At 35.5% G+C, this 13596-nt stretch carries 10 protein-coding genes; 4 read left to right on the top strand and 6 right to left on the bottom strand.

Annotation, left to right across the window (positions count from 1 at the left end; all coding sequences use genetic code 11):
* Positions 1 to 138 precede the first annotated feature (138 nt).
* From NKG37_RS05310 to NKG37_RS05300, 3 genes are all read left to right on the top strand, one after another.
* The gene (locus tag NKG37_RS05310) at positions 139 to 2922 is read left to right on the top strand and encodes an ATP-binding protein (RefSeq protein ID WP_224427790.1); all 2784 of its coding nucleotides are present in this window, start codon (positions 139 to 141) and stop codon (positions 2920 to 2922) included.
* Positions 2923 to 2934: 12 nt separating this feature from the next.
* Positions 2935 to 3792: a CheR family methyltransferase gene (locus NKG37_RS05305; protein WP_016201618.1), complete on the top strand. Its 858-nt coding sequence runs from the start codon at positions 2935 to 2937 to the stop codon at positions 3790 to 3792.
* Between the two features lie 219 nt (positions 3793 to 4011).
* On the top strand, positions 4012 to 5127 hold the full coding sequence (locus NKG37_RS05300) for an IS4 family transposase (RefSeq protein WP_254415925.1): 1116 nt from the start codon (positions 4012 to 4014) through the stop codon (positions 5125 to 5127).
* A gap of 165 nt (positions 5128 to 5292) precedes the next feature.
* Here the strand turns inward: NKG37_RS05300 and NKG37_RS05295 are convergent, their stop codons facing one another.
* From NKG37_RS05295 to NKG37_RS05285, 3 genes are all read right to left on the bottom strand, one after another.
* Positions 5293 to 6438 (bottom strand): fused response regulator/phosphatase, encoded by a 1146-nt coding sequence (locus NKG37_RS05295; RefSeq protein WP_016201619.1) that lies wholly within the window; start codon positions 6436 to 6438, stop codon positions 5293 to 5295.
* A 199-nt stretch (positions 6439 to 6637) separates the two neighbouring features.
* Positions 6638 to 7321 carry a DUF4956 domain-containing protein gene (locus NKG37_RS05290; RefSeq protein ID WP_016201620.1) on the bottom strand — a complete coding sequence of 228 codons (684 nt, stop codon included), beginning with the start codon at positions 7319 to 7321 and terminating at the stop codon, positions 6638 to 6640.
* 29 nt (positions 7322 to 7350) lie between these two features.
* The gene (locus NKG37_RS05285; RefSeq protein WP_101728924.1) at positions 7351 to 8049 is read right to left on the bottom strand and encodes a polyphosphate polymerase domain-containing protein; all 699 of its coding nucleotides are present in this window, start codon (positions 8047 to 8049) and stop codon (positions 7351 to 7353) included.
* 251 nt (positions 8050 to 8300) lie between these two features.
* Between NKG37_RS05285 and NKG37_RS05280 the strand changes: the two genes are divergently transcribed.
* Positions 8301 to 10286, top strand: a complete 1986-nt coding sequence (locus NKG37_RS05280; protein WP_169189459.1) for a carbohydrate-binding domain-containing protein — start codon at positions 8301 to 8303, stop codon at positions 10284 to 10286.
* Positions 10287 to 10381: 95 nt separating this feature from the next.
* On the opposite strand, the gene NKG37_RS05275 is transcribed toward NKG37_RS05280, so the two are convergent.
* The 3 genes from NKG37_RS05275 to NKG37_RS05265 all read right to left on the bottom strand — a co-directional run bounded on the left by NKG37_RS05275 (position 10382) and on the right by NKG37_RS05265 (position 13596).
* A complete protein-coding gene (locus NKG37_RS05275; RefSeq protein WP_254415924.1) occupies positions 10382 to 11086 on the bottom strand; it encodes a hypothetical protein in 705 nt (234 codons plus the stop codon).
* A 656-nt stretch (positions 11087 to 11742) separates the two neighbouring features.
* A complete protein-coding gene (guaC, locus tag NKG37_RS05270; RefSeq protein ID WP_016201622.1) occupies positions 11743 to 12726 on the bottom strand; it encodes a GMP reductase in 984 nt (327 codons plus the stop codon).
* Between the two features lie 189 nt (positions 12727 to 12915).
* Positions 12916 to 13596 carry a class D sortase gene (locus NKG37_RS05265; RefSeq protein ID WP_254415923.1) on the bottom strand — a complete coding sequence of 227 codons (681 nt, stop codon included), beginning with the start codon at positions 13594 to 13596 and terminating at the stop codon, positions 12916 to 12918.

Raw genomic sequence — 13596 nt, 5'->3', positions numbered from 1 at the left:
ATAAGCTTGAAAAGTTGTACCATGAAAAAAAGTAATATAAACTATATGAAATAGAGTAAAATAGAACAAATTCCCTTTTCATTTTTGTTACAGATACTATACTATTAAAATAGAAAATAAGTTAAGGAAGGTAATCAAATGGAATCGAAATTTAAATTTGGAATTCGCTCCAAAATTATCCTTGGTTACATTGTTATCATTCTTTGCTTACTTGTGTCGGTAATTCTACTAAATAATCAAATTCGTTCCCTTCAGCAGGAACGTAACTCGATTATCAATTATGATTCTCGCATATATGAATTAACTTCTTCCATTGAAAAAAGTATATTAGATATGGAAACAGGTCAGCGTGGATATATAATCACAGGTAACCAAAGTTACTTAAGTCCGTATAACGATGGGAAGGAAAATTGGGAAACGCAATTTGATGAGCTATATCATTTAATGCAAAATAAACCTGCACAGCAGGACAATTTGCTAGAAATAAAGGAAAGTATTGAGAGTTGGATTAATATAGCAGGAGAGCCAACCATCCAATATAAAGCACAAAACAATACAGAGGCACTTAATGAATTTTTCGAGGCAGATATTGGTCGAGATTACATAAACGATGTTACAGCAAAATTTATGAATCTTAGAGATACTGAAAAGACAGCATCTGCTAATAGAGCGGCACAGCTAGATAAACAAAATAATATATTAACGATCGGGTTATTTGGTGCATTAGTTTTGATTTCACTTGTCGCTATTATGATGGCGAGTCAAACATCTAAATCAATTGTTAGAACGATAAGAGAAGTAACAGGATCTATTAAGACAATTGCTGCATCTAAAGGAAACGTCACTACCCGAATTCATGTCCGGACAAACGATGAAATAAAAGAGCTTGCTGATGCAACAAATGGACTTCTTGATGCCGTAGAGCAGAGAGAATGGTTACAATCTAATGTTGCTGATATTGTTATGAAATTTCAAGGGATTCCCTCTATTGAAACATTGGCTAGCGTGTTTATAACAGAAATAGCACAAAAAACAGATGCAAGTTTTGGTGCCTTTTATGTAAAGGATAAACAACAGAAAAAGGAAATGTATGTAAAAACAGCAACCTTTGCTGAATCAGGCGATACAATTGGAAGAGATTCTTTCCAATTAGGAGAAGGGCTTATTGGACAAAGCGCAAAAGAACAACGCATTCTGTACTATAAGGAAGTTCCAAGTGATTATCGCTTAATTGCAACAGGTTTAGGGGATGTATCGCCACGAAGCATTATTATTGTACCGGTTATGTTTGAAGGAGGCGTAATTGCTGTATTAGAGCTTGCAACCATGACAGAATTTACAAAGCTTCAACAAGATCTAATAGCTGGTATAGTGGAAACGTTCGGATTAACCATCAATAGTATTATGGGGAGAATGGAAGTAGTTCGCCTATTAAATGAATCGAGAGCCATGACAGAAGAGTTACAAGTACAATCAGAAGAACTGCAGACACAGTCAGAGGAATTGCAGTCCCAGTCTGAAGAGTTACAAATGCAAAAAGAAGAACTGATGGCTACCAACGAGCAGCTAGAAGATCGGACAAGAGAAGCGGAAGCGAAGACAAGAGATTTAGAAAAAGCAAAAGAAGAATTAGAAGAGAAAACAGAATTGGTCATTCAAAATTCTAATTATAAATCAGAGTTTTTAGCTAATATGTCTCATGAATTAAGAACACCGCTAAATAGTATTCTTATTCTATCAGAAATGTTAGCTGAGAATGATTCGAATCATTTATCGGCAGAAGAAATGGAATTTGCGAATGTTATTCATTCCTCCGGTAAAGATCTTCTTTCCCTTATCAATGATATTCTCGATCTTTCAAAAGTAGAGGCAGGAAAGCTCGATGTACATTTTGGAGAAGTAAGTATCCATGATATTACTTCACAGTTGGAAAGAAGTTTCGCTCCTGTTGCCAAACAGAAGGATGTAGAATTTGTTGTGAATAAACAGGAAGATCTGAAGGATATTTTATATACAGATGAAAAGAGATTCCAACAAATTATTAAAAACCTTTTATCCAATGCGTTTAAATTCACGGAAAGTGGAACAGTATCTTTAAATATTAAGAAGAAAAACCAAATGAGTCGTAGTATGAGAGAATTAAGCAGTGAGTGGTTGGAAGTTTCTGTGTCGGATACAGGTATCGGAATTCCGAAAGATAAACATAAGCTTATCTTTGAAACATTCCAGCAAGCAGATGGTGCTACTGTACGTAAGTATGGAGGTACAGGTTTAGGATTATCCATTTGTAGAGAATTTGCTAGATTACTAGGTGGTTGGATTTCCTTGAAAAGCACGGAAGGTAGGGGAAGTACCTTTACTCTCATTATTCCAAGTCTTCCGAATGGAATAGCTGATGCTAAATTGAATATTAGTGAAATGAATGTTGCTGCAACTATGGAAGTGAAAAAGCAAGAAGTTCGCCAAGAAATAGATCTAGAAGAACAAAAGCAAGTGGAAGAAAGAAAAACGGAAATCATGATGACTAATGATGACCATGAAAATGTATTTAAAGGGAAAAGGGTATTAATTGTAGATGATGATAACCGTAATATTTATGCTCTAAAAACGACGCTTGAAAAAAGAGGGATGGACGTCCTTGTTGCGTATAATGGTAGGGAATGTCTGGACATTCTCGATGGAACAACGGATTTAGATGTTATTCTAATGGATATTATGATGCCAAATATGAACGGTTATGAAACAATGACTATTATTCGTCAAACGATGAATTTGACAGAGATACCTATTATTGCCTTAACTGCAAAAGCGATGAAAAACGATCGAGAAAAATGTTTAGAAGCGGGTGCATCTGATTATATTAGTAAGCCGCTAGATTTAGATCAGTTATACTCGGTCCTAAGAGTATGGCTAGCTAAGTAAGGAGGAACGGTTATGGATCATCCATTCCTGAATAACGAACAAGAGGTAGAAAATCAAGATCATGCAGACGTTGAAGTAGATCTGCTGCTTGAAGGGATTTTTCGATTATCAGGTTTTGATTTTCGTCAATATAACCGATCCTCTATTACGCGCAGAATCTATTATAGAATGAAGATGGATAATATACCTACGATTACGAGATTGCTGGAAAAAGTGATTCACGAAGACGCTATTCTAGAGCAGCTTCTAAATGACTTTTCCATCAATGTAACGGAAATGTTTAGGAATCCAAGTTTTTTTCGCACATTTCGAGAGCAAGTAATTCCCCATTTGCGAAAGTATGATGAAATTCGGGTATGGCATGCAGGTTGTGCTACAGGTGAAGAAGTATTTTCAATGGCTATTCTGTTGGAAGAAGAGGGGTTAAAGGATAAGGCCGTTATTTATGCCACAGATATGAATGAAAATGTTCTTGAAAAGGCGAGCAAAGGTGCATTTCCTCTGCATAAAATGCAAGCATATACGAAAAACTATATGCTTGCCGGAGGAACGAATGCTTTCTCGGAATATTATAAAACAGATCATCAATTTGCTTACTTTCATTCTGATTTGTTGAAAAATATTATTTTTGCTCAACATAATCTGGTTACGGATCAATCGTTTAATGAATTTCATGTGATTATCTGTAGAAATGTTTTGATTTACTTTAATCCAATGCTCCAAAATCAAGTCCATCATCTCTTTTATGAAAGCTTAAGTAAAGATGGATTTCTTGGTTTAGGAGATAAAGAGACATTAAGTTTTGTTGATGTCATGCCAAAATATAGAGAGCTAGCAGGCGGAGAAAGGCTTTATCAAAAAATCTATTAGCTTCATATCCAGCTCTAACAACAAAAGAAAGGATTTCTCCTATGGTGAGAAATCCCTTTTTATTTATAAACATTCAATCACTAGTGTTGCATTAATTTAATTTCACTATTAAAAATACTCGAAATGTTCACTTTTATTATTTTATGCATAGAAAAAGTCCTTTATAATGGATAAGTCAGGTGGTAACCCGTCCAAATCCACTAAAAAAGGACAAATCTCATGGACAAGATTACACGAAAAACTTCATTTGGACAATGGTTTTCGCCAATTAATCTTCAATTATTTGAAGAACAGGTGAAAACATTGAAATTAGATTGCTATACGAAAAAGTTAACGACAGAATCATTCCTAAAACTATTACTTTTTGCACAATTAGAAGAAGTTGAAAGTCTTCATGCGTTAAGTGATTGCCTTTTTGATGATCATCTTCAAAAGGAAATCGACCTTGATTCTATAAGCATTTCTCAGCTCTCGCGCCGTTTAAATGGTCTAAATCCAGATTTGTTTCAAAGACTTTTCCTTGATTTAGTCGGACAAATTCACGCCAAAACACACTACACAAAACTTGTCATGCCGTTAAAAATTATTGATTCAAGTACTTTGCCACTAAATTTGACCAATCATAAATGGGCGAAGTTCCGCAAAACTAAGGCAGGCGTAAAGTTACACTTACGCCTTGTATTTATGGAAAAGGGAGAATCCTATCCCGAAAAAGCCGTGATGACAACGGCAAGCGAACACGATCGTGGTCAACTTGAGATTATGGTTGACGATAAAGAATGCATGTATGTGTTTGACCGAGGTTATCTAGACTACGAGCGTTTTGATCGCATGACCGATGAAGGCTACTTTTTTCTTTCTAGGCTACGAAAAAACGCAGTCGTACGGGAGGTTTATGATTTTAAACTACCCAAGGATTCATCTGTTTTGTCGGATCAAATGGTGTTGATTGGTACAACTCAAAACCGAGCTGAAAACTATTTTCGACTTCTAAAAATAATAGATTCAAAAGGTAATGAACTTCATTTAATCACAAATCGTTTTGACTTAAACGCCGAAGAAATATCGGAAATGTATAAATCACGATGGGCAATTGAGCTGTTTTTTAAATGGATTAAACAACATCTCAATATCAAGAAATTCTACGGTCAAAGTGAATGGGCGATTCAAAATCAAGTGTTTATCGCACTTATTGTTTTTTGTCTTCATGTTCTGGTACAACTCGAAACAAAAAGTAAGCGGAAAACCTTGCAAATTAGCCGTTATTTAAGGGCAGCATTGTGGAAACCAGCACATGTCTGGCTTCGCAAAATTGAAGGAAAAGCCATCCCTTAATCAACAAATTGTTGTCGTTGCACAGGTCTAATTGTAAATAAATTTCCAAATGGACAGGAGCCGCCTTTAGAAAGGTAATTACTTTTTTGGCTCTAAGTAGAGTAAACAATTAAACTGAAAATTATGACACTATTTACGCAACACTAGTGACATTCAATATAAATATTAATTGTTTGCTTTTGCTTGGATCATTAATACACACATATCATCTGGCTGATCGGACTGTTGCTCTTTTGTAAGTAAATGATCCATTACGGAACAGGTATGTTCCCATCTTTTAGAGGAAATAGAGCGAATTTGTTTTTCTGCTTCAAATTCGCAAGGACCCATTGCTTCTAATACCCCGTCTGTATAGAGAATAATTTGGACATCTTTCTCAAAGGAAACCTCTTTTGTATTAATTTCCATTTCATCAAAAAATCCTACTGCACAAGTACTTTGTTCTAACGTAACAACATCATTTTCATCCACTAACATATATCCATAAGGATGCCCTGCATTAACATACTCCACTGTTTTTTTCTTTGTATCAATTACTAAATAAATGGCAGTAAAGTAAAATGGAAGTCCCTCTTTTTCATTTTTTAATAAAGTCATGTAACGATTTAATTCTTTTATAACCAGGTTAGGCTGTACTAATTGTTTAACTGATTCTCTTAGGACAGAAGAGATAAACATACATACTAAAGAGGCGGAGATGCCGTGGCCCATCATATCTAAAAGAATAATTGCATATTTATCCTCATCGACTTTATACCAATAATACATATCACCTGCCAGATTAAAAGAGGGCAAATAGGAAACTTCGATATGCATATGCTCATCTTTTAAGGGAGAGCTCAATAAGCTTCTTTGTACATGAGTTGCTAAATCTAATTCGTACTGAATCTTTTTCTCATGTTGGGTATGCCAATCAAGTTCGGCTTTTAACCGTAGGGCAACGCGTATTCTTGCAAGGAGTTCAATTTTATCAAGAGGCTTCGTGATATAATCTACACCGCCAATATCCAAGGCTTCCGCAAGTTTATTTTTATCCTCTAATGCTGTTACAAAGATAATCTGTATATCCTTAAGGTGTTCCACTTTTTTAATACGTTTACAAGCTTCAATGCCATCTATTTCTGGCATCATAATATCAAGTAATATTAAGTCCACACTATTCCCTGTGGAATGAGGAGCATCAAGTTGTAAATAATGAAATAATTCATTGGCTGAGGTAAGTGAGACACAATCATCGTACCCAGCGTTTTTTAGTATTTTTTCCATTACAAATAGATTGACAGTATTGTCATCTACTAAAAGAATAGTCATAATTCTTATAACTCCTTGTCTATTATGATGATAAGAAAAATTATGTATAACTTGCTTTATTAATAACCATCAAGTATATATAATTATACAGCTATTTATTAGATAATAATAATTATTCGTACTGTATATAGAGAAGAAATAGAGGAAAAAAATAAAAACATCGAAGCATAAGTATGTCTTTGCTTCGATGTTTCTATTTTTATGCGGTGAAGTTGCCATCATAACTAAGCATAATTGCTGACTTTACACCATCAAGCTTAGAAATGTTATTGATGAAAGTAGCATTGTTCTCTTTTACACGAATTTCGTAAGTTACTTCAAAGTCATTTCCTGGCATAATTGATTTTGATTTAACCGAGAATTTTTTTGCATGATCGGAAATAGTCTTTGTTAACGAATCCTCCAATGATTCATTTGTATATTTAATAACTAATAAATATGGATTTTCGATCTTAATACGGTTTGTAAACAGAATAAGTACAATTCCAATTAAGAGTGCACCTAATATAACTAGAACAATAAATCCTGCACCACAAAGAATTCCAGATACAATTGCCCAGAATAAATATACTAAGTCCATTGGATCTTTAATTGGTGTTCTAAAACGTACAATGGATAATGCGCCGACCATTCCAAGTGATAGTAAGACATTGGATGATATTCCGATAATGATTAAGGCAGTTGCCATCGATATAATAATAAGGGAAATATTAAAGGTGTGAGAATATATTACACCTGAAAAAGTTTTTTTGTAAACATAATAGATGAATAAACCGACCCCAAAAGCTACTAATAGTCCTATTAATGAATCAATTACTGAAAAGTTACTTGTTTTTTCTAAAATACTTGATTTGAATATATCCTCGAAACTAATATTACTCATAATTGTTCCTCCTTGAAAATGTATATTTATTATCCGTACATTCTACTGATTTGATATTTAGAATAGGTTCCTTTTCTTCTATCACTTATTTGCAGAAGGTTTTTGATTATTTCAGGCAAAAATTCATCGTATTTAACCTCTAAAATAGTGATATTTGGGTTGGTTTCAACCATAGGTAAATCTCTGTTTAGAACATCATTATTGCGAAAACTTGTTTGAATAGAACTATCAAAGGTTACCCGGACATTTCCATAACGATATATAAAGACTTCACGTACATAATCTACAACTGTGTGTGGCTTTAGCTGATATAAACTCATATGAATGAATAATTCCTTGATCAAGTCACGAGGGTCATTTTCCATCCACTTAATATCTCCGATGCGGATTTTTTCATATTCTTCTGCAGTAATTCTACATTTATCTTTATAGGTCAAATTATTGCGTTTGCTCTTTCTTTCTAAATTTAAATAGTTTGTATTATAGTCATACAGCCTTACTCGAAATTTATCGCGATTAAGAAGACCTTCTTTTTTTTGTGTGAGTGCTTTGTTTTCAAAATTATCGAAGTAAACACTTCTAATTAGATACTTCCCATCATTAGTAGCATGGGGGTCAACTTCCATTACATGCTTTAATTTATTTCTTAATAGATAACAATCTATTTGATTTAATTCATGTTTTAGTTCGGTTCTACCATTTAAACCGTTTAGTTTTTGTGCTTCCATGTTGATTCTCCTTTCTTTTAGCTGCTTGGACACATTATCATTTATAAACCTTAATCTATCCTTAAGATTTTTAAGTAGGTTTTAATTTTTTATAAAAATAGTGTAAAAGCAATTGGTGGAGAGGCTAGTAGAGGAACTTTTCTCCCATATATAGAAAGAAACAGGAAAAATAAATAAAAACCAACTTCTAAAGGAATTGTTAAGGTTTTGCACTCATAATGAAGGCATAGTAAAAGAAAGGAGACATGATAATGAAAAAAAGTAAAATGAAAAAGTTAGTCTTGCCTATTGCATGTACCTTGCTTTTATTTGCATGTAGTAAGGATAGTGATAACTCTAAAAATAGTAATGCTGGCTCACTTAGTGAAATAGATGTGAGTGCATATATTAGTGAAAATATAAGTTATGAGGAGGAGGATTATCAAACGAATTGGGAAGACGAAAATTCTATTTCTATTACTTTAAATGGAGACAAAGTTTCTTATGATGAATCTGCGGCAATAATGACATCTGGAACGACTATTACAATAAGAACTGGAGGGGTATATGTTTTAAGCGGTGACTTGGAGGACGGACAGATAGTAGTTGACGCACCGGATACAGGAAAGGTTCAACTCGTTTTAAATGGAGTAGACATTCATAATAGTAAGTCTGCGGCGATTTTTATAAAGGAGGCAGAGGATACCATTATTACCCTTGCAGAGGGTACGGAAAATCAGGTGTCTGATGGAGAAACTTATACGGAAGATGATGGATCGGGTGAGCCCAATGCAGCAATCTTTAGTAAGGATGACTTAACAATAAATGGGACAGGTGTTTTAGAAGTAGTTGGGAATTATGATAATGGGATTGGAAGTAAAGACGATTTACGAATTATGGAAGGAACGATAAAAGTAACTGCTGTAGATGATGCTATTTTGGGCAGAGATTTAGTAGCGATAAAGAGTGGAACATTTGATATTAATGCGGGTGGAGATGGCATTAAATCAACGAATACAAATGATACAAAAGGTATTATTGCCATTGAAGATGGTACATTTAATATAAAAGCTGGAACAGATGGTATACAAGCTGAGTCCTCTCTCTATGTGGCAGATGGTGATTTTACCATTACAGCAGGTGGAGGCAGCCCTGAGACTATCGAAGTAAGAGAGGAAATGATGGGAGGACAACCTTGGGGAGATAGCGCGGAAGAAGAGACGGAAGTGGAGGATACACCAAGTACAAAAGGGTTAAAGGCAAATAAGGAGATCGCTATTGGTAGTGGAGCGTTTGAGATAGATACGTTAGATGATGCTGTTCATAGTGATGCAAACATTACAATCATGGATGGTGAATTTACTATTCTAACTGGTGATGATGGTATTCATGCAGAGAATGAGCTTTTAATCGCTAATGGAACGATCGATATTAAAAAAAGTTATGAAGGAATAGAAGGAAAAACAGTCACTATTAATGACGGAGATATCTCCGTTATAACAGCAGATGACGGTATTAACGTTAGTGATGGTAGCAGTGAAAGTGCCGCCCCTGGTGAAGGAATGGGAATGGAATCAGCAGGGAATGCATTGCTAACCATTAATGGAGGAAATGTCTACGTAGAGGCAGATGGAGATGGATTGGATGCAAATGGATCAATCGTGGTAACAGGCGGTACGATCATTGTTAGTGGCCCAACGAATGACGGAAACGGAGCGTTAGACTATGATGGTAGTTTTGAAATAAGTGGAGGGACATTAATAGCACTAGGCAGTTCAGGGATGGCCCAGGCAACATCTGATACATCTGAGCAAAATTCTATAATGATGACTTATTCAGAGACACAAAAAGCAGGCACACTTGTTCATTTAGAAGATAGTGATGGGAATGCTATTGTAACAGTAAAACCGAAAAAAGATTACCAAACAGTTGTGATTAGTTCATCGAAGATTACAAAAGATAGTACTTATGTATTGTACTCTGGTGGAAGTAGCACAGAGGTAAAAAGCAATGGTTTATCGACAGGATCATATGAAAAAGGAACAGAAGTTGTTGAATTTACTGTTTCCGATACATTAACCTATGTAGATGAATCTGGTATTTCAGAGGCACCTACCAATAATATGGGGGGCCCAGGTGGTGGCGGTGGCCGAGGACAAGGCGGAACACCACCAAGCGGTAATTTCGAAGGTGGCCGAGGACAAGCCCCCGAGGGTAATCAAAATAATGGACAAACTAACGAATCTAGTTCTCAATAAATGTTGTTCATTCTTGTCAATTTAGAAGAACGAAAAAGGACATTGAGCATTTACTCAATGTCTTTTTTCATACTTTTTTATTATATTACCTCTCGTTATTTTTCTCTAAAGGTTAAATACCTCTTTGCCCGCTTTGGATATACTCCTGCTGTAAGAAGTAGAGACCAAGTTGCTTGACCTTCTAAGCGCCCGATAGAGCCATGCAGAATTATCCCGAGAAACTGTTCATCAACAGGAATTTTATTTACTTGAAATTGTTTATTTGTATGGATATTGGAAAGATAAACGGTGTTTCCATCTATATTGGTTATTTGAAAGAAATTATCCTTCACCTCCTTACATTCCTCTAGGCGTTGGCTAACCTTTGTTAAATCTTCTTGATAATTCCAATCTGATTCGAAAAATTGAGGATACATTTGGAGATATAATCTATTTAACAATTCCTCGCATAACTGTAGCTCATTAATCGTCTGTTCATAAGGAGTTAACATCTTTGTCCATGTCGTTTTCTCCCTGTGGTCTAGCCATATGGAAAACTTTTTAAATTCGGAGATAAAGTATTGGATACTATCGCTTTCTTTGGAGATTTTTAAAGCATTAGGTAAGTGAATGTAAAGGAGTAACTCGATGAAAGATTTTTTGCATTTATGCCAAGAGGTGGGCATGTTATCTTCTAGGTAGTCGGTCAGATAACTGGAGAAGGTTCGGAGAAATTCATTACGGAAAAAATCAGTAGGATTTTCTTTTTTATAAGCAATTAAGTCATCGCCGTAATACTCAAACAGTCCTCTATATCGCATATTAAATTGGGAGCTAATTTCTATTTTCTTTAGTATCTCGCTTCTGCTTTGTGTGCCGGTAAGTGGGATGAGTTTAATTCTCGTTTCTGGGGATTTCGACCGTTCGCGGTGGTTTGTGTGGAAGGAAAAGCTCTTCATAAAAATTCAATCAACCTTTCTTTTTCTATTTTGGGGATTATAAGAGGTAATTCTAGAGGTTAACTATATTATACTTTGATTAGGAATCTATGTCACTATTTAACTGGGTGTTTCTGTAAAAAACAGGAGGATGGGACATAACTAAATAGATACTCTGTAAAGACGAACAATTTCTAATATAGCTAGTAAATAGCGGCTGCTTTCGCATACTTTTTACAAGAGGAAATATAATTAGTTGGAAAAACAGAGCAGCCGGAATACACGAAGACTCCTATGGGATTAGCGAGACAGTCTGAGACCCTGCAGGCCACAGGCCGAAGCGGCTCAGCGCGAGCCCCATGGAAAGCGAAGTGTATTCCGGCTGCGGGGAATCGCACCAAACTTCATGGAAACATCCTTTGAAAAACAAATAAAAGCCCGAACAATTATACGGAACATTCATTAGCATCTTCGTATAATTGTTCGGAATTATCCTTGGCTGGAATACTTATGTCCCAGCCCCCTGTTTTTCTTGAAAATTAATATACCTTATCTCCATTAAAAATAGAGTTTTTAACGATAACATAATCAACATTGCGAATGGCATCTAACTTTTTGCCGCCAGCATAAGAGATGGAAGATTGAAGATCTTGTTCCATTTCTGTTAATGTATCTTGCAGAGAGCCTTTATGCTCTACAAACATTTTTTTGCCTTCGACATTTTTCTTTTCTCCCTTTTGAAACTCAGAAGCAGAGCCGAAATACTCTTTATATAGTTTCCCTTCTTTTTCGGTTGTTTCACCTGGAGACTCTTCATGTCCAGCAAATAATGAACCAATCATAACCATTGTTGCTCCAAAACGTACAGATTTTGCGATATCACCATGTGTACGGATACCACCGTCTGCGATAATTGGCTTACTCGCAGCTTTTGCACACCAGCGCAATGCAGCTAACTGCCAACCACCTGTTCCAAAACCTGTTTTAATTTTTGTAATACATACTTTTCCAGGGCCGATTCCTACTTTTGTTGCATCTGCACCTGCGTGCTCTAGTTCTCTCACTGCTTCAGGAGTTCCCACATTACCAGCAATGACGAAGCTATTAGGTAAATGCATCTTGATATGCTTAATCATCGCAATCACTGCATTCGAATGACCATGAGCAATATCAATTGTAATAAATTCAGGAACGAGGTTTTCCTCTGCTAATTGTAAAATAAAGTCATATTCTTCTGATTTTACACCAACACTGATAGAGGCAATCAATTCACGAGATTGCATATCACGTATAAAAGTCTTGCGTGTTTCTGGCTGGAAACGGTGCATAATATAGAAATAGCCATTCTCAGCTAAATATACTGCAATTTTTTCATCAATAATGGTTTGCATATTGGCAGGAACTACGGGTAGCTTAAATGTATGACCGCCAAGTGTTACGGTTGTATCACATTCTGAACGGCTTTCTACAATACATTTAGCCGGAATTAATTGTATATCTTCGTAATCAAACACGTTATCCATTAAATACACTCCTAAACACGAATATTAAGGTCGGTATGATCTAAAAATGTTCGACCATTAGGTACTTTACATTATTTTTGCTAAGATGTCAAAGATTTTCATCTAATAAGAAATTATAATTGAAGCGTTCTCATTTTTTGTGAAGAGGTAGAATATGTGTGGAAAAGTGGAGAGGAGTAAGAGAAAACCTTATATCTTAAGATACAAGGCTTTAGATCTGCTATTATATATAGTTGAATCAATTAATTCGGATACCAAAATATACCTTTCTGGTGCAGCACCAATATATTGAAAGGGATAGCAGGTAGAAACAGTTAATGTTGCTTTTGGTTTTGGAACGATCACTGACCGATCTTCCTTATCGACAATTCGTACATTTTTTATTTTGTAAGTAAATTCCCCTGCAGAGGTGGTTACAACAAGTAAATCTCCCTTACCTACTTCTCCAAGACGGCGAAAAACAGTGTCACGATGCCCGGAAAGTACAGAATTATCCTTTTCGCCTGGTAAAACACTTCCTGCGAAATGTCCAATTCCTTTTTCTAATTCATCTTCATTTGTCCCATGGTAGATGGGGAGTTCCATCTCTAATTTAGGAATATACAGCTTACCGATATTATCGCCAACATTTGGACGAGAGGAATATAGCTCTTTATTCTTGGTTTCTTCTTGTATATTTTCCTTAATTTTTTTTGGTGTTTCAGCAGAAGTTATTTGTGCAGATTGAAAGAGAAAGTATCCTTTAAGAAAAGTATACGCATTTGTAGTGCTGAACCATATACCAAATCCTACGAGGATAACAGCTGCAACAGATAGAATCACATGGTGCTTCTGTCTTTGACTTCTCCATTTCTTTCTTTTTGTTCTCAT

The sequence above is a fragment of the Niallia sp. RD1 genome (assembly GCF_024219955.1).
Taxonomy (GTDB): domain Bacteria; phylum Bacillota; class Bacilli; order Bacillales; family Cytobacillaceae; genus Niallia; species Niallia alba.
Note: the sequence above shows the minus strand (reverse complement) of the source record. Positions and strands in the feature narration are given on the sequence as shown.